The sequence below is a fragment of the Rhizohabitans arisaemae genome, assembly GCF_025996515.1.
Taxonomy (GTDB): Bacteria; Actinomycetota; Actinomycetes; order Streptosporangiales; family Streptosporangiaceae; genus Rhizohabitans; species Rhizohabitans arisaemae.
Window position 1 is genome coordinate 43,441 of the sequence record NZ_BLRH01000009.1, and the last position, 19,897, is coordinate 63,337.

General features: G+C 69.7%; 17 protein-coding genes. 3 read left to right on the forward strand and 14 right to left on the reverse strand.

The genetic code is table 11. The features are described 5' to 3' along the window. The 4 genes from RUR_RS01285 to RUR_RS01300 form a co-directional block, all read right to left on the reverse strand. The gene (locus RUR_RS01285; RefSeq protein ID WP_283132963.1) at positions 1-267 is read right to left on the reverse strand and encodes a hypothetical protein; all 267 of its coding nucleotides are present in this window, start codon (positions 265-267) and stop codon (positions 1-3) included. Next, a complete protein-coding gene (locus RUR_RS01290) occupies positions 264-644 on the reverse strand; it encodes a DUF948 domain-containing protein (protein ID WP_283132964.1) in 381 nt (126 codons plus the stop codon). Before RUR_RS01290 ends, RUR_RS01285 begins: the two co-directional genes overlap by 4 nt. Positions 645-752: 108 nt before the next feature. Beyond that, positions 753-2,072 carry a replication-associated recombination protein A gene (locus RUR_RS01295; protein WP_283132965.1) on the reverse strand — a complete coding sequence of 440 codons (1,320 nt, stop codon included), beginning with the start codon at positions 2,070-2,072 and terminating at the stop codon, positions 753-755. 10 nt (positions 2,073-2,082) lie between these two features. Next, positions 2,083-2,544, reverse strand: a complete 462-nt coding sequence (locus RUR_RS01300) for a DUF2231 domain-containing protein (protein WP_283132966.1) — start codon at positions 2,542-2,544, stop codon at positions 2,083-2,085. Between the two features lie 243 nt (positions 2,545-2,787). Here RUR_RS01300 and RUR_RS01305 point away from each other — a divergent pair, with 243 nt between their 5' ends. Continuing rightward, positions 2,788-4,836: a CehA/McbA family metallohydrolase gene (locus RUR_RS01305; RefSeq protein ID WP_283132967.1), complete on the forward strand. Its 2,049-nt coding sequence runs from the start codon at positions 2,788-2,790 to the stop codon at positions 4,834-4,836. A 68-nt stretch (positions 4,837-4,904) separates the two neighbouring features. On the opposite strand, the gene aspS is transcribed toward RUR_RS01305, so the two are convergent. From aspS to RUR_RS01320, 3 genes are read right to left on the reverse strand one after another with little or no spacing between them, the layout of a single operon-like run. Continuing rightward, positions 4,905-6,653, reverse strand: a complete 1,749-nt coding sequence (gene aspS, locus RUR_RS01310; RefSeq protein WP_283132968.1) for an aspartate--tRNA ligase — start codon at positions 6,651-6,653, stop codon at positions 4,905-4,907. Then, a complete protein-coding gene (hisS, locus tag RUR_RS01315) occupies positions 6,650-7,912 on the reverse strand; it encodes a histidine--tRNA ligase (RefSeq protein WP_283132969.1) in 1,263 nt (420 codons plus the stop codon). Before hisS ends, aspS begins: the two co-directional genes overlap by 4 nt. Before the next feature lie 6 nt (positions 7,913-7,918). Continuing rightward, a complete protein-coding gene (locus RUR_RS01320) occupies positions 7,919-8,626 on the reverse strand; it encodes an MBL fold metallo-hydrolase (protein ID WP_283133982.1) in 708 nt (235 codons plus the stop codon). 159 nt (positions 8,627-8,785) lie between these two features. Here RUR_RS01320 and RUR_RS01325 point away from each other — a divergent pair, with 159 nt between their 5' ends. Further along, positions 8,786-9,676: a peptidylprolyl isomerase gene (locus RUR_RS01325; protein WP_283132970.1), complete on the forward strand. Its 891-nt coding sequence runs from the start codon at positions 8,786-8,788 to the stop codon at positions 9,674-9,676. Positions 9,677-9,722: 46 nt separating this feature from the next. Further along, positions 9,723-10,952, forward strand: a complete 1,230-nt coding sequence (locus tag RUR_RS01330; protein ID WP_283132971.1) for a DUF349 domain-containing protein — start codon at positions 9,723-9,725, stop codon at positions 10,950-10,952. 74 nt (positions 10,953-11,026) lie between these two features. Here the strand turns inward: RUR_RS01330 and RUR_RS01335 are convergent, their stop codons facing one another. The 7 genes from RUR_RS01335 to ruvB all read right to left on the reverse strand — a co-directional run bounded on the left by RUR_RS01335 (position 11,027) and on the right by ruvB (position 19,892). Next, a complete protein-coding gene (locus RUR_RS01335) occupies positions 11,027-11,884 on the reverse strand; it encodes a peptidylprolyl isomerase (protein WP_283132972.1) in 858 nt (285 codons plus the stop codon). A 327-nt stretch (positions 11,885-12,211) separates the two neighbouring features. Continuing rightward, entirely contained in the window at positions 12,212-14,395 is a 2,184-nt protein-coding gene (locus RUR_RS01340) for a RelA/SpoT family protein (protein ID WP_283133983.1), read from the reverse strand. Between the two features lie 335 nt (positions 14,396-14,730). Then, the gene (locus RUR_RS01345; RefSeq protein WP_283132973.1) at positions 14,731-15,255 is read right to left on the reverse strand and encodes an adenine phosphoribosyltransferase; all 525 of its coding nucleotides are present in this window, start codon (positions 15,253-15,255) and stop codon (positions 14,731-14,733) included. A gap of 96 nt (positions 15,256-15,351) precedes the next feature. Next, positions 15,352-16,503, reverse strand: coding sequence for a protein translocase subunit SecF (gene secF / locus RUR_RS01350; protein WP_283132974.1), 1,152 nt, complete (start codon positions 16,501-16,503; stop codon positions 15,352-15,354). Then, positions 16,503-18,182, reverse strand: coding sequence for a protein translocase subunit SecD (gene secD / locus RUR_RS01355; protein WP_283132975.1), 1,680 nt, complete (start codon positions 18,180-18,182; stop codon positions 16,503-16,505). The genes secF and secD overlap by 1 nt, the downstream gene beginning before the upstream one ends. A gap of 125 nt (positions 18,183-18,307) precedes the next feature. Then, the gene (yajC, locus tag RUR_RS01360; RefSeq protein WP_283132976.1) at positions 18,308-18,676 is read right to left on the reverse strand and encodes a preprotein translocase subunit YajC; all 369 of its coding nucleotides are present in this window, start codon (positions 18,674-18,676) and stop codon (positions 18,308-18,310) included. A 166-nt stretch (positions 18,677-18,842) separates the two neighbouring features. Continuing rightward, positions 18,843-19,892 carry a Holliday junction branch migration DNA helicase RuvB gene (ruvB, locus tag RUR_RS01365; RefSeq protein ID WP_283132977.1) on the reverse strand — a complete coding sequence of 350 codons (1,050 nt, stop codon included), beginning with the start codon at positions 19,890-19,892 and terminating at the stop codon, positions 18,843-18,845. Between the last annotated feature and the right edge of the window lie 5 nt (positions 19,893-19,897).

A 19,897-nucleotide genomic window follows, 5' to 3' on the forward strand; every position in this document is an offset into this window, starting at 1 on the left:
TCAGCGGCCGTCCTTTACGTATTGGTGGGTGGATAGACCGGATATACCGGAAACGGTGTCGAGGCCCAGCTCCGCGCGCAACTCGATTTCCCGACGCGCGGCGCCTTCCCGTACGTCGGCGGCGAACTCCCGCGCGGCGCCCAGCACGCCCAGCGCTCCGTGCGCCGCCCGATGGGCGAGACCGCCGGGGCTCAACGATTGAAGTTTACGCAAAGCCCAGATCGCGATCGCCGCCCCGAGGCTCATGTAGAAGAGCCGGCGGATCATCGGCCGCGCCCCTTCTCCAGCTCCGGGCGCCGCCGTGCCGCGACGGCCCCGCGGACGCCGGCGGCGAGCGCGGCCAGCTTCAGCACCGGCGTGGTGACCAGCAGGTTGAGCACGGCGGTGAGCCGGGCGAGGTTGCCGCTGACCACTTTGGCGTCGTCGCTGATCGCCTCGGCCCCGGCGAGCCGCCGGTTGGTCTCGGTCACGGTCACGGAGACGTCGTCGAGGAGGGGGACCACCCGCTTGTTGAGCTCGGCGACCATCCGGGTCGTCTGGTTGAGCAGCCGCGCCAGCTTGATCAGCATGACCACGACGAAGCTGACCAGAATCGCCCAGAAGACGGCGACGATGAGGCCCGCGACTTCTCCTGCGGTGAGCATGGGTGATCCGTCCCCTCGACGACGACCCCGGGTGGATTCCCAAGACCTTATCGTGCCCGGCCGTACCGGCTTCTCAGATGGCCGACATGGCGCCGGTGAGTTCCCGGGTCACCCGGGCGGGCGGAGCAGGGCGCGGATCCGGCTCCAGCGCTCGGAGATCCGCGCCTCGGCGCCGTGCCCGGTCGGCTCGTAGTAGGCCCGGCCGGCCAGCGGGTCCGGGAGGTACTGCTGGCGGACGACCCCGTGCGGGGCGTCGTGCGGGTAGCGGTAGCCGACCCCGTGCCCCAGTTTGGCCGCCCCCGGGTGGTGCCCGTCGCGCAGGTGCGGCGGCACCTGGCCGATCCCGCCGCGCCGTACGTCCTCGATCGCCGCGCCGATCGCCTTCACCACGGCGTTGGACTTGGGGGCGAGCGCGCAGTGGACGACCGCGTGGGCGAGGTTGATGCGGCCCTCGGGCAGCCCGATGAGCGCCACCGCCTGCGCCGTGGCGACCGCGGTCTGCAGGCAGGTCGGGTCGGCCATCCCGACGTCCTCGGAGGCGAAGATCACGATCCTGCGGGCGATGAAGCGGGGGTCCTCCCCCGCCTCGATCATCCGGGCCAGGTAGTGCAGGGCGGCGTCCACGTCCGAGCCGCGCATGCTCTTGATGAAGGCGCTGATCACGTCGTAGTGCTGGTCGCCCTGCCGGTCGTAGCGGACGGCGGCCTTGTCCGCGGCCCGCTCCAGCACCTCCACGGTGATCTCCCGGCCGTCCTCCACCAGCAGGGCCGCCGCCTCCAGGTAGGTCAGCGCCCGGCGCGCGTCCCCGCCAGCCAGCCGCACCAGGTGGTCCAGGGCCGCCCCGGCGGGCCGTACCCGCCCCGCCAGTCCCCGCTCGTCGGCCAGGGCGCGTTCCAGCACCCCGCGCAGGTCCTCCTCGGCGAGCGGCTCCAGGGTGAGCAGCAGCGAGCGGGAGAGCAGCGGGGAGACGACGGAGAAGAACGGGTTCTCGGTGGTGGCGCCGATGAAGGTCACCCACCGGTTCTCCACCGCGGGGAGCAGGGCGTCCTGCTGGGCTTTGTTGAACCGGTGGACCTCGTCCACGAAGAGCACGGTCTGGCGCCCGGTCATCGCGGCCGCGCGGCGGGCCTCCTCGATCGCCGCGCGGACCTCCTTGACCCCGGCCGAGACCGCGGAGATCTCCACGAAGCGCCGCTTGGTCACCCCGGCGACCACGTAGGCCAGGGTGGTCTTGCCGGTGCCCGGCGGCCCCCACAGGAAGAGCGACATGGACGCGTCGCCCTCGACCAGTCTGCGCAGCGGGGTTCCCGGCCCGAGCAGATGCCGTTGCCCGGCCACCTCGTCAAGCGTGCGGGGGCGCATCCGGACCGCGAGCGGGGCCTGGGCCCGCTCCGCCTCCTGCGCGGCCTCGTCGAACAGACTCTCCACCGATGCGACTCTACCGGCCCCAGACCGCCGTCGCCCCGGTGTGCCCGGCCCGTACGGTGAGGAAGAGCGCCACCAGGCCGGCGAGCACGGTCGTCACCGTGAAGATCAGGCTCAGGACGCGAGGCCCCCGGGCGACCGCGTACAGCAGGACTCCCGCGCTGAGGCCGAGGCCGAGGGCCGCGAACAGGGTCGGCGAGCCCAGGTTGGCGTGGGTGACGACCCGCTCGCCCAGCTCGCCGGGGGGCACGCCCCGGGCGAACAGGCTGTCGTAGAAGGCGGTGCCGCTGAGGTACGCCGCGGCGGCCGACGCCGGCGCCGCCACCGCGAGCGCGGCCACCGCCCAGCCGGTCGCCGCCCGGATCCGGGGGATCAGCCCGTAGGCGGAGGCCAGCAGGGCGAGCAGCGGGATGAGCACCACCGCCGCGTGCACGAGCAACGGGTGCGCGGGAAGATCAAGAATCTGTTCGAACACTCTGGGCTCCTTCGTCTCATCCCTCACCACGGATCCCGCGCCCCCTCGGTTCCGAGGTTCGGAATTCTGCCTGCTTTTCATGACGCAAGTGACCGAACGTTTGTTCACCACATCGCGGTAGACAGTGATTACACCGGGATGCAGAGCATTTATCGCCGGTAGGACGCTTGCCGTGGGCGAGCCGGGAGCGGCCGCGGAGCGGGGTTACCGTCGGAATTACCTTGAAAGACCGGGGGGTTTTCCATGTGCACCTGCCACGAACCGACTCCCGCTCCGGTGGCCCGGATGCTCGCCGGCTACCGGCGGCTCCTCGCCGAGCACGGCCCCACCTGGGGCCAGCCGAAAGCCAGCACCGTCCCACTGATCACCTCGATGCGGTTCGCCTCCGCCTGGAGTCTGATCGACACCGCGGTGAAGCGGATCTCCGCCGACCACCCTCGGGAAACCCGGGCCGCGTGGCTCGACCGCACCCACGCGCTCGACTTCGAGGCCGTCCTGCGCGACACCCTCGACGGGGCCCTGCCACCCGGCCTCATGGCGCTCCGCCTCCTCCCGGGCGGCGTCCGCCTCGAACCCGGTACGGCGCGGCCGGCGCTCCCCGGGCAGACCGTCGCCAGGACCCTCCTCGTCGACTCGCGCCGCCCCGAGCCGGCCACCGTGGCGGGAGAGCCGATCCCCGCGTACGGCGCCCGGCTGATCGAGGTTCCCGTCCCGCCGGACGCCGACGCCGTGATCGAGGTGGACGGGCGGCCCGTCGCCCTCCCCGGGGTGGTCCGCCGGATGCCCGCCGCCCGACTGCGCCTGCGCGCCGGGATGCCCTGCCGCTGGTCGGTCTCCGACGACGGCACGGGCGAGGCCTGGTACCCGGAGGGCGCGCCCGCCAAGCGGGACTGGCACGGCCACGGCTACTTCCACGGCGACGACCTGCTCGTGGCCGTACCCGCCGCGCCGATCACGGTCACGGTGACCCGCGGCATGGAGTACGGCGTCACCGTCACCCGCCTCACCCCGGGCCCCGGGGAGGAGATCCTCGTGGAGTCCGCCCCCGAGCGGCTCTACGATCCCGTCGCCGACGGGTGGTACGGGGGCGACACCCACGTGCACATGAACTTCGCGGGCGACACGGTAGCCGACCCCCACCTCGCCGAAGCCATGCAGCACGGCGAGGACCTGCACGTGCTCAACCTGCTCGCCGGGAACTACACCTCATCGCTGATCTTCGAGCGGGAGGCACTCGACGTCTGGGCGGGCCGGGACCTGCCCTGGTCCGACTCCTCCCACATCGCCCGCATGGGCGTGGAGTACCGCGCCGAACTGTACGGGCACATGTACGCCTTCGGCCCCGCCACCCCGCCGCGCCGCTTCTACAGCGGGCACGGGGCGAGCGACAACCCCGAAGACTGGCCGGGCAACAGCGCCGCCTGCCGCGAACTCCGGGGGCTCGGCGCCGTGCTCGGCTACAGCCACCCCTTCTACCTGCCGATGGGCGAGGACGACCCGCCCGCCCCGATGTTCGACACCATCCGCCGGTCGGCGGAGGCGCGAGGCCTCGTCGTGGACGCGGCGCTCGGCCTCGTGGACAGCCTCGACGTCCTCACCCACGCCTCGCCGCAGACCACCGCGGTCGTCTTCCGCAGGCTGCTGGGCGCGGGAAACCGCCTCGCCGCGACCGCCGGCACCGACGTCTTCCTCTCCTACACCCGCTGCGGCACCCAGTCCAACCCGCCCGGCTGGGCCCGGGTCTACGCCCGGGTCGACGGCCGGCTCAGCGCCGAGTCGTTCGCCCGTGCCATCCGGGCGGGCGCGACGATCGCCACCAACGGACCCTGGCTGGAGCTCACCGTCGACGGTCACGGTCCGGGCGACACCCTCGACCTCGTCCCGGGGACCGCGGTGCTGGTACGGGCCAAGGCCGTGGGGCCCGAGGTGGGGCGGGTGGAGATCCGCACCGCGGACGGCGTCCAGGCCTGCGCCGACTTCAGCGGGGAAGGCGGCGAACTCCAGACGGTGCTGACCGTGACCGAACCCACCTACATCGTCGCCGTGGCGGAGGGGCCCGCCCACCCCCGGGTCCTGGGGCCCAGCGCCTACGCCCACTCCAGCCCCGTCTACCTGGACGTCGCCGGAGCCCACGTCGCCCGCCAGAAGGACCTCATGTGGTGCCTGGACTGGCTGGACCGCCTGGAACAGGCCCTGCTGACCCGCGGGGTCTTCCACACCGCCGAACACCTGGACGACGTCCTGGCCGACCTCGAACAGGCCCGCGCCGTCTACCAGGCCCGCCTCGGCTGACCCGCCGGAAGACGTGTCGTGGGGCGCGCCCCTGAGAGCGCGCCCCACGACATCCGCTTCCGTCCGGGTCAGGCGTTCTGGGAACGGCCGTCCACGCCCGCCTCCTTGCGCTGCTCCGCGGTGATCGGAGTGGGGGCGCCGGTCAACGGGTCGAAACCGGAGGCGGTCTTGGGGAACGCGATCACGTCGCGGATCGAGTCGCCGCCGGCGAGGAGCATGCAGATCCGGTCCCACCCGTAGGCGATGCCGCCGTGCGGGGGCGGACCGAACTTGAATGCCTCCAGGAGGAAGCCGAACTTGCTCTCCGCCTCCTCCTTGGAGATGCCGAGCACGTCGAAGACGCGCTGCTGCATCTCGGCACGGTGGATCCGGATGGAGCCCCCGCCGATCTCCATGCCGTTGCAGACCATGTCGTAGGCGTAGGCGAGCGCCTCGCCGGGGTTGTCCTGGAAGTTCTCCGCCCACTCGGGCTTGGGCCCGGTGAAGGGGTGGTGCACCGCGGTCCAGCCGGTCTGCAGGGTCTTCTCGTCGGTCACCGGCTCGAACATGGGGGCGTCGACGATCCACAGGAAGTTCCACCGCGACTCGTCGATGAGGCCGCACCTGCGGCCGATCTCCAGCCGGGCCGCGCCGAGCAGCTCGCGGGAACCGCGCGCCTCCCCTGCGGCGAAGAACACCGCGTCCCCCTCGGCCGCGCCCACCGCCGCCGCCAGCCCGGCGCGCTCCTGCTCGGAGAGGTTCTTGGCGACGGGACCGCCGAGTTCGCCGCCGGCCTGGACGAGCACGTAGGCGAGCCCGCGGGCGCCGCGGGCCTTGGCCCAGTCCTGCCAGCCGTCGAGCTCCTTGCGGGTCTGGGACGCGCCGCCGGGCATCACGACCGCGCCGACGTACTCCGCCTGGAACACCCGGAAGGAGGTGCCGGCGAAGTACGCCGTCATGTCCACGAGCTCGCAGTCGAACCGCAGGTCCGGCTTGTCGGACCCGTACCGGGCCATGGCGTCGGCGTAGGTGAGCCGGGGCAGCGGGGTGGGCAGTTCGTAGCCGATGGTCTCCCGCCACACCCGGCCGATCAGCGCCTCGCCCAGTTCGATCACGTCGTCCTGGTCGACGAACGACATCTCGATGTCGATCTGGGTGAACTCGGGCTGGCGGTCCGCGCGCAGGTCCTCGTCCCGGAAGCAGCGGGCCAGCTGGTAGTAGCGCTCCAGACCGCCGACCATGAGCAGCTGCTTGAACAGCTGCGGGGACTGGGGCAGGGCGTACCAGTTGCCCGGCTGGAGGCGGACCGGCACCAGGAAGTCGCGGGCGCCCTCGGGAGTGGAACGGGTGAGGTTCGGGGTGTCGACGTTGAGGAAGCCCCGCTCCCCCAGGACCTGGTGGACGACGCCCGTCGCCTGTGAGCGCAACCGGATCGCGCGGGCGAGCTCCGCCCGCCGCATGTCGAGGTAGCGGTACTTCAACCGCGCCTCCTCCGAGACGCCGGAGGAGCCCTCGATCGGGAACGGCAGCGGCGCGGACTCGCTGAGGATCTCCACCTCGTCGGCGACGACCTCGATCTCACCGGTGGGGATCTCGGGGTTCTCGTTGCCCTCGGGACGCAGCCGTACCTCTCCGGAGATCTTCACGCAGAACTCGGACCGGAGGTCGTGCGCGTGCTCCTCCTCCCGGAAGACCACCTGCGCGGTCCCCGAGGCGTCGCGCAGGTCGATGAAGACGACCCCGCCGTGGTCACGGCGTCTGGCCACCCAGCCGGCCAGGACGACCCGAGTCCCCGCGTCTGTCCCGCGCAGCGAGCCCGCCGTGTGCGTGCGGATCATTTACCCAGCCTTTCCTTCAGCTTCATCACGATCTCAGTCAGGGGGACTTCGCTCTGCTCGCCGGTCTCCAGCGTCTTGACCTGTGCGGACCCCGCGGCGAGGTCCCGCTCGCCGAGGATCACCGCGAAAGCGGCACCGGAACGGTCGGCGCCCTTCATGGCGCCCTTCAGGCCCTTGCCGCCGAACGCCATGTCGGCGGCGACCCCGGCCCGGCGCAGTTCGGTGACGAGACCGAACACGGCGCGGGCCGCCCGCTCGCCGAGCGGGACGCCGTACACCTCGCAGCGGGCCTGGCCGGCCGCGCCGGGCCCGTGCTCGGCCTCCACCGCGAGGATGATCCGGTCGACGCCGACCGCGAACCCGATGCCGGGGAGCGGGGGGCCGCCGATGTCCTCGGAGAGCCCGTCGTACCGCCCGCCGCCGCCGATGCCGGATTGGGCGCCGAGCATCGGGTGGTCGAACTCATAGGTGGTGCGGGTGTAGTAGTCCAGCCCGCGCACCAGCCGGGGCGTGTCCTCCCAGGGGATGGAGAGGTCGGCGAGCAGCTCCCTGACCTGGTCGTGGTGGGCCTTGCAGGAGGCACAGAGGTGATCGGTGATCAACGGCGCGGCGTCCACCTTCGCCCGGACCTCGGGCCGCTTGTCGTCCAGGACCCGCAGCGGGTTGATCTCGGCCCGCTGCCGGGTGGCCTCGTCCAGGTCGAGGGCGCGCAGGAAGTCCTGGAGCGCCGCGCGATAGAGGGGACGGCACTCCTTGCACCCCAGCGTGTTCAGCAGCAGCCGGACCCGGGACAGCCCGAGCGCCTGATAGCCGTCCCAGGCGATGGCGATCGTCTCGGCGTCCACGGTGGGGTCCTCGGTTCCGATCGCCTCCAGGTCGAACTGCTGGAACTGGCGGTAGCGACCCGCCTGGGGACGCTCGTAGCGGAACGCGGGACCGGTCGTCCAGAGCTTGACCGGGAGCTGCCCGGTGTGCAGGTTGTGCTCCAGGACGCTGCGGAGCACCCCCGCGGTGAACTCCGGGCGCAGGGTCAGGGAACGCCCGCCGCGGTCCTCGAAGGTGTACATCTCCTTGGAGACCACGTCGGTCGACTCGCCGACCCCGCGGGCGAACAGCTGGGTCTCCTCGAAGACCGGCACCTCGATGTAGCCGTAGCCCGCCCGCTCGGCGGCGTCGGCGAAGGCCGTGCGCACCGCCGTGAGCGTCGCCGAACGCGGCGGCCAGAACTCGGGAACCCCCTTGGGGGCCTGAAAGGTCATGGTGGTTTAGAGTCCCCTGCTCGGGCCGGCGCCACGCGGACCCGCGTCGGCGTCGTCGGCCAGTTTGACAAGGTAGGGATTTGTCGCGCGCTCCCGCCCGATCGTCGTCTGCGGCCCGTGTCCGGGCAGCACGACGGTCTCGTCGGCCAAGGGCAGGCACACCCGCGCCAGGCTCTTCAGGATCGTCGGGTAGTCGCCGCCGTACAGGTCGGTACGGCCGATGGACCCGGCGAAGAGCAGATCCCCGGAGAACATCACCTGCTCCGCGGCGAGCCGGAAGGTCACCGACCCGCGGGTGTGCCCCGGAGCGTGGTCCACGACCAGCTCCAGGCCCGCGAGGCCGAGCGTCGCACCGTCGGCGAGCTCACGAACCTCGTCCGGCTCGGTGAAGGTCACCTTCCCGCCCATGAACTGCTGCTTGGCCGCGAGCGAGAGCCCCTTGCCCGGGTCGGTGAGCAACTCTCGGTCGTCCGGGTGAATCCAGGCGGGAATGTCCCGCGCGCCGCACACCGGGGCCACGGACCACATATGGTCGACATGTCCATGGGTGAGAAGTACGGCCACCGGCTTGAGGCGATGCTCCCTCAGCACGTCCTCCAGGCCGTCGACCGCATTCTGACCTGGGTCGACGATCACACACTCCTCGCCCGGAGCGGGTGCGAGGACATAACAATTGGTGGCGAAGGCTCCTGCGGGAAACCCGGCGATCAGCACGGAACTCATCCAAGGCGTCAAGGAAATCGGATGTGAATGTAACCGAAGGGTACCGGTGCCGGTCGGCGGGCTGCGAATCTTTACCCGACTCCCGGTACGATTCGCCCACCTCATTATCGCGCAGGAGCAACTCGACCACAGTCTCGGGAGGGCGTTGCGGTGACCACCGGCAAGGACCGCCAAAGGAAGCTGGCACGGGAGCATCACGAGCGTCAGATGGCCCGCCGTGCGCAGCGTGAGGCCAAGGCGAAGCGGAACACGATGATCGGGTCCGCCATCGGCGTGATCGTCGTGGTCGGCGGGATCGTGGCCGCCACCACCCTACTCGGAGGCGGCGACAGCGAAGCCGGCGTCAACGCCGCCGCGACCCCCACCCCGACGGCGCCCACCGCCCCGCCGTCGCCGACGCCGACCCCGAGCCCGACCCCGCTCGACCAGGTCCGCTGCGACTACAAGGCGGAGGCGGCGGGCAACGTCAAGAAGGTCGGCGCGCCTCCGGCCAAGCCCGACCTCAAGGCCAAGACGATCACGTTCAAGACGAGCCAGGGTGACGTCGTCGTCGAGTTCAACACCAAGCAGACGCCCTGCACGGTCAACTCGTTCGTGCACCTGGCGAAGGAGAACTTCTTCGACGGCACCAAGTGCCACCGGCTGACCGCGTCCAAGGACACCGGCCTGGACGTCCTCCAGTGCGGCGACCCCCTCGCCAAGGGGGACGGGACCCAGCAGGACGGAACCGGCGGGCCGGACTACCGATTCGGGGACGAGGCCCTTGGCTCTTCCCAGTACGAACCGGGTACGGTGGCCATGGCGAACAGTGGCCCGAACACCAACGGGAGCCAGTTCTTCTTTGTCTACGGGGAGTTCCCTGTAGCGCAAATCGGGGCGAACTACACCCCCTTCGGCAAGGTCGTCAAGGGCATGGACGTCCTGAAGAAAGTCGCCGAGGGTGGAAACATCACCCCGAAGCAAGGCGATGGAGAACAGGGGCCGACACCCCCCAAGCTCCCCGTCGAGATAAAAGACGTGACAATCTCCCACAAGAGCTGACTGACGTAATAACGTGCAGACGCGTTGGACGAAGCAGGAGGACACGGTGACCACCGACCCGTGGGGCCGAGTAGACGATGACGGCACCGTCTACGTGCGTACGGCTGAGGGCGAACGGGCCGTCGGGTCCTGGCAGGCCGGGGAGCCCGAGGAGGCCCTGGCCTACTTCAGGCGCAAGTACGACGCCTTGGTGACCGAGGTGGACCTGCTGGAGCAGCGCGTCCGCGGTACCGAGCTGCCGCCCGCCCAGGCCCAGCTCGGCATCACCAAGCTCCGTGAGGCGATCACCGACGCGCACGCCGTGGGCGACCTCGACGCGCTGCTCGGACGGCTCGACGGGTTGACGGAACTCGTCGGAAAGCGCCGGGAGGAGGTGAAGGTCGCCCGGGACCTGGCCAGGGCCGAGGCCCGCGGGGTCAAGGAGCGCATCGTGGCCGAGGCGGAGGGCATCGCCGAGGGCGCCACCCACTGGAAGTCCGGCGGGGAGCGTCTGCGCCAGCTCGTGGAGGACTGGAAGGGCGCCGAGCGGATCGACCGGGTGACCGAGGCCGCGCTGTGGAAGCGACTTTCCGCGGCACGCACCACCTTCGCCAAGCGCCGGAAGACCTACTTCGCCGGGCTGGACGAGGAGCGCGAGTCCGCCCGTTCGGTGAAGGAGCGAATCGTCGTCCAGGCCGAGGCCCTCGCCACGTCCACCGACTGGAGCCAGACGGCGACCGCCTACCGCGACATGATGCGGGACTGGAAGTCGGCCGGCCGGGCCTCCCGTGAGGTCGAGGACGAGCTGTGGACGCGCTTCAAGGCCGCCCAGGACCAGTTCTTCCAGAACCGTTCCGCGGTCTTCGCCGAGCGCGACGCCGAGCTCCGGGAGAACGAGACGGCCAAGCAGCAGCTGCTCACCGAGGCGGAGAAGATCCTTCCCATCACGGACGCGCGGGCGGCCCGTACGGCGCTGCGGCAGATCCACGAGCGCTGGGAGGCCTACGGACCGGTCCCCCGCGAGTCGCGGGACCGGCTGGAGGGCGCGCTGCGCAAGATCGACGAGACCGTGCGCAAGGCCGAGGACTCGGAGTGGAAGCGGGCCAACCCCGAGGCGCGGGCGCGCGCCCAGGGGGCGGTGGCGCAGCTCAAGACCTCGATCGCCCAGCTGGAGGCTCAGCTGGAGAAGGCCCGGGCCGCCGGCCGCGACAAGGACGTGAAGAACGCGGAGGAGTCGCTCGCCGCCCGGCGCTCCTGGCTGGTGGAGGCCGAGCGCACCCTCGCCGAGTTCTCCTGACCGTAGCTCCCGCCCCGACTACGGAAAACGCCTGCCGCGCATTGCGCGGCAGGCGTTTTCCGTTGGCTGAGGGATCACTTCCGGGACACGGTCAGGTCCTTGACGATCAGCGGGATCTTCGGCGGAGTCGGGCCCTGCTCGCCGTGCTCCTTCTCCGGGATGGTGTTGCCACCCGCTGCGATCTTGTGGATGATGTCCATCCCCTTGACGACCTTGCCGAAGGGGGTGTTGTTCGCTCCGATGTTCTCCACCGGGAACTCCCCGTGGACGACGAAGAACTGGCTCCCGTTGGTGTTGGGCTCGCCGTTGTTGAGCATCGCGACCGTGCCCACCGCGTAGTCGGAGGTGCCGAGGGCCTCGTCGGCCACCCGGTAGTCGGGGTTGCCCGTGCCGTCCTTCTCGTTGCCGTCGCCCTTGGCGAACGGGTCCCCGCACTGGAGCACGTCCAGCGCGGAGGTGCGCGCCTGGGTGAGCCGGTAGCACGGGGTGTTGTCGAAGAAGTTCTTCTTGGCCAGGTGGACGAAGGAGTTGACCGTGCAGGGCGCGTTCTTGGCGTCCAGCTCGATCACGATCGTGCCGTGGTTGGTGACGACGGTCATCGTCTTGGCGGACACCGGCTTGGCCGGGGGCGTCCCGACCTTCTTGATGGTCCCCACGGTCTCGGCCGGGTACTCGCAGCGAACCTGGCCCGGCGGGGTGGGGGTCGGGGGCAGGCTGGGTGTCGTCACCGAGGGGGTCGGGCTCGACGCCGCCAGCGGCTTGGCCTCGCTGTCCCCGCCGAGGGCGACCCATCCGACGACCGCCCCGACGACCAGCACGACGGTGGTCACGGCGGCGATGACAGGGGCGCGCCGGGACTTGTTCCGCTCCCGCTTCAGCTTCCGCTCATTGTGCTCACGCGCCAGTTGGCTCTTGCTGTCCTCGCCGGTCACCGGGATTCCTCCACCTATCTCGCGCCACAAACAAAGGCAAGTTTCTATCAAATGGCCGGTAAAATTGGCGTAATGCCTGATCATCTCCAGCGTCCCGACGACGCGACCGGCATCGTAAACTCCGCACAGGGATCGTACCGCTCATAGGGTGCGTACAAGGACTTGAGCGAAAACACCCCTTATGATCGTTGGCTCGGCGGCGCCGTGACCTCGACGAGCGCGCCGAGTGAGAGACCCACACGTGTCCGCCGCCCATCCGCCTTGACATGAGGCTCTCCCGCATGGGAGAGCGAGGGCGAAGCCGGAACACGGCCGTACCGCCCCCGGTCAGGAGCCGCTGGTGTCCCGGTAGGCGTCGTAGACCCCGGGGACCGAGCGCACGGCCTTGAGCACGTGGCCGAGGTGCTTGGGATCCCCCATCTCGAAGGTGAACTTGCTGAGCGCCACCCGATCGCGCGAGGTGGACACCGAGGCGGAGAGGATGTTCACATGCTGATCGGAGAGCATCCGGGTGACGTCGGAGAGCAGGCGCGGGCGGTCCAGCGCCTCCACCTGGATCGCCACCAGGAAGACCGAGTCCTCGGTCGGCTGCCAGGTCACGTCGACGAGCCGGTCCGGCTGCTCCCGCAGCTGCGCGACGTTGGTGCAGTCCACCCGGTGCACGGAGACCCCGTGACCCCGGGTGACGAATCCCACGATCTCATCCCCGGGAACCGGGGTGCAGCACCGGGACAGGCGCACCCAGACATCGGGTTCGGCCGCGACGATCACCCCTGCCCCGGTGGAGGAACGTGAGCGGCTCCTCGACCGAGTCGGCGAGGCGGTCTCGGCGATGTCCTCCTCGGCGCTCTCCACGCCGCCCAGGGACTGCACGAGCTTCTGTACGACCGCCTGCGCGGCCAGATGTCCCTCGCCCACGGCGGCGTACAGCGCGGACACGTCGGCGTGGCGCAGGTCCCGCGCGAGGGCGAGCAACGCCTCCCCCGACATGAGCCGCTGGAGGGGGAGCCCCTGCTTGCGCATGGCCCGGCCGATGGCCTCCTTGCCGGCCTCGATCGCGGTCTCCCGGCGCTCCTTGGAGAACCACTGCCGGATCTTGTTCCGTGCCCGGCCGCTCTTGACGAACTTCAGCCAGTCCCGGGACGGGCCGGCGTCCGGCGACTTCGAGGTGAAGATCTCGACGGTGTCCCCGTTGTTGAGCCGCGACTCCAGGGGGACGAGCCGCCCGTTGACCCGGGCGCCGATACATCGGTGCCCGACCTCGGTGTGCACGGCGTACGCGAAGTCGACCGGGGTGGCCCCTTCGGGCAGCGCGATGACCTGCCCGCGCGGGGTGAAGACGAAGACCTCCGAGACCGAGAGGTCGAAGCGCAGCGACTCCAGGAACTCGCCGGGGTCGGCGGTCTCCTTCTGCCAGTCCAGGAGCTGACGCAGCCAGGCCATGTCCCCGGCGGGCTTGCCCTTGGCGGGGGAACCCCCGACGTCCTCCTTGTACTTCCAGTGGGCCGCAACGCCGTACTCCGCCCGGTGGTGCATGCCCCGCGTCCGGATCTGCAGCTCCACCGGCTTGCCCTCCGGGCCGATCACCGTGGTGTGCAGGGACTGGTACATGTTGAACTTGGGCATCGCGATGTAGTCTTTGAAGCGCCCGGGGACGGGGTTCCACCGGGCGTGGATCGTCCCGAGGGTGGCGTAGCAGTCCCGCACCGTGTCGACGAGCACCCGGATCCCGACCAGGTCGTAGATGTCGTCGAAGGCCACGTCGCGGGCGATCATCTTCTGATAGATCGAGTAGTAGTGCTTGGGGCGGCCCTTGACCGTCGCCCTGATCTTCGCCTCCCGCAGGTCTCCGGAGACGTCCTGGATGACCTCCTGCAGGAAGAGGTCGCGGCGCGGCGCGCGCTCGGACACCATCCGGGCGATCTCGTCGTAGCGCTTGGGGAACATCGCCATGAAGGCGAGGTCCTCCAGCTCCCACTTGATGGTGTTCATGCCCAGGCGGTGGGCGAGCGGGGCGAAGATCTCCAGGGTCTCCCGCGCCTTCTGCTCCTGCTTGTGCCGGGGCAGATAGCGCAGGGTGCGCATGTTGTGCAACCGGTCCGCCAGCTTGATGATGAGGACGCGGATGTCGCGGGACATGGCGACGACCATCTTGCGCACGGTCTCGGCCTGCGCCGCGTCGCCGAACTTCACCTTGTCCAGCTTGGTCACCCCGTCGACCAGCAACGCGATCTTGTCGCCGAAGTCGCCGCGCAGCTCGTCCAGCCCGTAGGCGGTGTCCTCGACCGTGTCGTGCAGCAGCGCCGCGCAGAGCGTCTCGACGTCGGTGCCGAGCTCGGCCAGGATGGTCGCCACGGCGAGCGGATGGGTGATGTACGGGTCGCCGCTCTTGCGCTTCTGATCCCGGTGATGGTAGGCCGCGACCTCGTAGGCGCGTTCGATCAGCCGAACGTCGGCCTTCGGGTGCGTCGCGCGCGTGGTCTTGATGAGTGGTTCAAGGACAGGATTCATCGTGGCGCCCCACTGCCCCCCGAGCCGGCCGAGCCGCCGGCGGACCCGTACGGTGGAGGAGCCTGCGGCCCGGCCCGAAGGGGCCTGCTGCCGTCCCACCGATCCGCCGACCGCCTCGGTCCGGCGAGTCTGATCGACCGGGGAGCGCTCGGCCTGACCACCGTCGGCCGTCCCGGGCTCGGTACCGGATTCGCTCACGGGGGTCCGGGCGTCGTCGTCTCGCGACGCCGCCGGGGCGGGCGATACCAGTTCACGGGCCACTCGGTCTCCTTACGCCTGCGCTCCGTCGATCCTCAGTTTATCGTCGTCGATTCCGAGGACTCCGGGGCGGACGGTCAGACGACGACCAACGATCTCACCAGGAGGCCGGGCAGCCGCTCCCGTCCATTAAGAAACGACAACTCCAGCAGGACCGAAATTCCGACGACCTCGGCGCCCGCCCGCCGTACCAGCTCGGCTGTCGCCTGTGCAGTCCCTCCGGTGGCCAGCACGTCGTCGACGATCAGCACGCGGTCACCCGGGGCGAAGGCGTCCTGGTGCACCTCGACCGTCGCGGAGCCGTACTCCAGATCGTAGGACTCCTCAAAGGTCGCTGCGGGCAGTTTCCCCTTTTTGCGTACCGGAACGAACCCTGCACCGCTGTGGTAGGCGACCGGCGCGGCGAGGATGAACCCGCGCGCCTCGATCCCGACGACCTTGTCCACCCCGTTCGCGTGCACCTCCGACAGCTCGTCGATCACCGCGGCGAAGGCGGTGTGGTCGCCGAGCAAGGGGGTGATGTCCTTGAACAGGACCCCCGTCTTGGGGTAGTCGGCCACATCCCGGATCCGGCTCCGGATGAGCTCGCTCGCCTTGGTCATCGTTCTCCCTCGCTCGACTGATCGGACTCTTCCCGGAGACGACTGTGCAGGGGCCCGGACGGACCCCTGCACGTCTGTCTCAACGCTCCGGCTCGGTCAGCGCCGCTTCTTGCCGCCTCCCGGCGGCTTCCGCGTGCCGGCCGACCGGCTTCCCTGCTTCCCCGGACCGGTGCTCACGCCCGGCAGGGTGTGGGACTGCTCACTCGTCGCCACGACCGGTGAGCCTACCGTCGCCGTGGCGGTGGCCGGGGTGGTCGCCTTCGCCCCGGACACCGTGGCCTTGGCCCCGGCTGCGGCGTTGGCCGCCACCCGGCGCGCCAGCGCCTGGTACTTCGGCTCACGCTCCTTGAGCTGCGCGAGGAGCGGGGTGGCCACACAGAGCGAGGAGTAGGTACCGACGATCATTCCGACGAAGAGCGACAGCGACAGGTCCTTCAGCGTGCCCGCCCCGAAGAGGGTGGTGCCGATGAACAGGATCGAGGCGACCGGCAGGATCGCGACGAGCGAGGTGTTCAGCGACCTGATCAGGGTGGAGTTGAGCGCCTTGTTGGCCGCCTGGGTGTAGGTCTGCTTGCCCGTGGAGCCGAGCGGCGCGGTCACCTCCTTGATCATGTCGAAGACCACGACCGCGTCGTACAGCGAGTATCCCAGGATCGTGAGGAAGCCCAGGATGGTGGCCGGGGTGACCTCGAACCCCGTCCACGCGTAGATGCCGGCGGTGATCACCAGGTCGTGGACGAGGGCGACCACCGCGGCCAAGGCCATTCGCCACTCGAACGCCATCGTCAGATAGACGATGATGACGATCATGAAGACGATAAGGCCGATGAGCGCCTTGTTGGAGACCTCACCGCCCCAGGTCGGGCCGATCACCTGAGAGCTGACCTGGTCCGGCTGGATGGAGAACCTCTTCCCCACCGTCTCCTGGATCTTGGTCACCTCGTCGGCCGGCACGCTCCGGGTGGTGACCCGCCAGTTGGAGTCGGTCTCCTGGACGATGGCCGTGTCGTGGCCGACCTCCGCCATGGTGGAGCGGACCTGCTCGATGCTCGCCGCGGGCGCCTTGAACGAGAAGACCGAACCTCCGGTGAACTCCACACCGAAGTGCAGTCCCGGGATGGTCAGGCCCGCGATGGAGAACACGATGAGCGCGGCCGAGATGCCGTACCACAGCTTGAGGCGTCCGACGAAGTCGATGTTGACCTCGCCGCGGTACAGCTTGGACGCGATGAGCCGAATGCCGGACATCAGGCCTCCTGGGGGGTCGTGCGGACTGCGGAGACACTGCGCAGGCGGTCTTGATCAAGCCCGGAGAGCTTGTGTCCCTGAGCGAAGAACTTCGTCCGGCACAGCAACGCGACCAGCGGCTTGGTGAACAGGAACACCACCGCGATGTCGATGAGCGTGGTCAGGCCCATGGCGAAGGCGAAGCCCGCCACACCACCCACCGAGAGGAAGTACAGCACCACGGCGGCGATGAAGGTGACCGCGTCGGCGACGAGGATCGTCCGCCGCGCCCGGCGCCAGGCGATCTCCACCGCGGGCCTGATCGGACGGCCCGCCTTGAGTTCGTCGCGCAATCGTTCGAAGTAGACGATGAACGAGTCCGCGGTGATACCGATCGAGACGATCAACCCGATGATGTGCGCCAGCGAGAGCCGGAACCCGATCCCGTGTCCGAGGATCACGACCGACTGGTAGGTGAGGATCCCTGCGATCAGGAGGCTGAGCACCGAGACGACGCCGAGTCCCCGGTAGTAGAAGAGCGAGTAGATCACCACGAGGATGAGGCCGATGCCGCCGGCGAGCAGACCGCCGTTGAGCTGGTCGGCGCCGAGGGTGGAGGAGACCGACTCGATGGAGCTCTTCTCGAACTTCAGCGGCAGCGCGCCGTACTTCAGCTGGTTGGCGAGGTCCTCGGCGTCCTTCTGCTCGAAACCGCCGGAGATCTGCGCGGTCCCGCCGGGGATGGGCTCGTTGATGACCGGCGCGGAGATGACGACGCCGTCCAGCACCATGGCGACCTGGTTCCGCGGGCCCTGGGGGATCTGCTGGAGGTTGACCCTGCTGGTGAGCTGGGCGAACTTCTTGCCGCCCTCGTTCTTGAACTCGACCTGGACGACCCACTCGTTGCTCGTCGGGTCGATGCCCGAACTCGCGGTGGACACCTCGGTGCCGACGATGTCGGCCTTCTCCAGGATGTACTTGCCCGCTCCGGCGTCGTCGCAGGCGACGAACTGCTTGCCCGGGTCGTCGACCGTACCCTGGCCGCGGTCCTTGGCCGTGCAGTCGAGGGTCTTGAACTGCTCCAGGACCGCCGGGTCGATCCCGGTGGTGTCGATCCCGGCGAGCGGGTCGGCGGGCACCGCGGGAGAGGGGGTCACCGTGGGCACGCCGGTCGGGTCGGCGGTGGAGCCCGGCTTGGGCGTCTCGGCCGGCTTACCGGTCCCCGTGGTGGAGGGGGAGGGTGTCGGGGGGTGGGAGGGGTCGGCGAGCGCCTCGGTCAGGGCTCGGCTCTTGGGCTTGGCGCTTTCGGAGGGCGTGGGGGCCGGCTTCGCGGAGGAGCTCGCACTCGCGCTCGGGGTCGGGGTCGGCGCCTCGGTGGGGAGCGTGGCCGGGACCACCGTCGGCGGGCCGTAGGCCAGGACCTGCCGGAACCGGAGCTCGGCCGTGGTTCCGACGAGGTCGACAACCTCCTTCTGCCCGGCGCCCGGCACCGAGATGATGATGTTGTCGCCGCTCTTGCCGACCTCGGCTTCGGAGATGCCGCTTCCGTTGACCCGGTCGCGGATGATGTCGACCGCGCGGTTGATGCTGTTCTCCGGCGGCGCCCCACCCCCTTGCAGGGGCACCGGTGACAACGTCACCGTGGTACCGCCTGCCAAGTCCAAGGCGTACAACGGGGTAACCTTCTGTTGAAGGGCCATCACCCCGCCCAGTGCCAAAATCAGTGCCAGGAGTACCAGGAGAGTTCGTCCTGGCCTACTCGGGGTGCTGGTAGGACGGGCCACTTGTTGTCTTTTCTCTCGTCAGGGGGAAACGGGATGTACCGCTAGGACGAGCGCTTGCTCGAATCCTCGTCCTTGCGGGTGTCTTCATCCTGGATCTCCGCCTCCGCCTCCGCCACCGGCTCGGGTTCGACGTCGGTCTTGTCGTCCTCCACCGGAGTGAGAACCCGGCTGACAGCCGCCTTGACATAGCGGCTCTCGACACCCGGGGCGATCTCCAGGATCACATCGTCATCATCGACCAGAACGACCGTGGCGAACAATCCCGCCGTGGTCATCACGCGTGCCCCAGGCGCCAGGGAATTCTGCATCGCGATCGCTTCCTGCTGCCGCTTGCGCTGCGGTCGGATCAGCAGGAAATAGAAGACCACGATAATGAGCAGGAACGGCCACAGGCCGGCAATCGCTTCCACGGGGCTGCCCTTCCAATGAGTCGCCGGTAAGACACCGGACTATTTATCTGAACGGCTAGCGCACCGGAGCACACTCTTCAGCCAAGTCACGGAGTGTAGGCGAGCCGGTGAAACCCCGGCAACGAACCGACGATCCGCCGCGCGGAGAAGTTCCCGATTTGAGATATTAGCCGCATTCACCGACCTCGGTCGGCATACTGGTTCCAAACGCATGCGGCGGCGGTGTCATTCCCATGTGTGTCCAGGCCAGCGCCGTGGCGACCCGTCCGCGGGGGGTTCTGGCGAGCAGTCCCTGCCGGACCAGGAAGGGTTCCGCGACCACCTCGACCGTCTCGGATTCCTCACCGACCGCGACCGCCAGGGTTGACAGGCCCACCGGACCGCCGCCGAACTTGCGCAGCAGCGCGTCGAGGACGGCCCGGTCCAGCCGGTCCAGCCCCTCCTCGTCCACCTCGTAGATACCCAGCGCGGCCGAGGCGCTCTGCCGGGTGATGACGCCGTCGTTGCGGACGTCGGCGTAGTCCCGGACCCGGCGGAGCAGCCGATTGGCGATCCGGGGCGTGCCCCGGGACCGGCGGGCGATCTCGTGCGCGCCGTCGGCCGGGAGCTCCACGCCCAGCAGGTGGGCGGAGCGATGGAGCACCGTCTCCAGCTCGGAGACGTCGTAGAACTCCATGTGCGCGGTGAACCCGAACCGGTCACGCAGCGGCGCCGGCAACAGACCGGCCCGGGTGGTCGCCCCGACCAGGGTGAACGGCGCGATCTCCAGCGGGATCGCGGTCGCCCCCGGCCCCTTGCCCACCACGATGTCGACCCGGAAGTCCTCCATCGCCATGTAGAGCATCTCCTCGGCGGGCCGCGCCATCCGGTGGATCTCGTCGATGAACAGGACCTCGCCCTCGGACAGCGTGGACAGCACCGCGGCCAGGTCGCCCGCCCGCTCCAGCGCGGGGCCGGAGGTGATCCGCAACGGCGCGGAGAGCTCGGCTGCGATGATCATCGACAGCGTGGTCTTGCCCAGGCCCGGCGATCCGCTCATCAGCATGTGGTCCGGCGCGCGACCCCTGCGCATGGCGCTCTCCAGCACCAGGGAGAGCTGCTCGCGCACCCGGGCCTGCCCGATGAACTCCGAGAGCCGCTTGGGCCGCAGCGCCGACTCGATCGCCCGCTCGTCCCCGTCGGCGCCGGGCGTGAGCAGATCGCGTTCCAGGTTCATGCCGC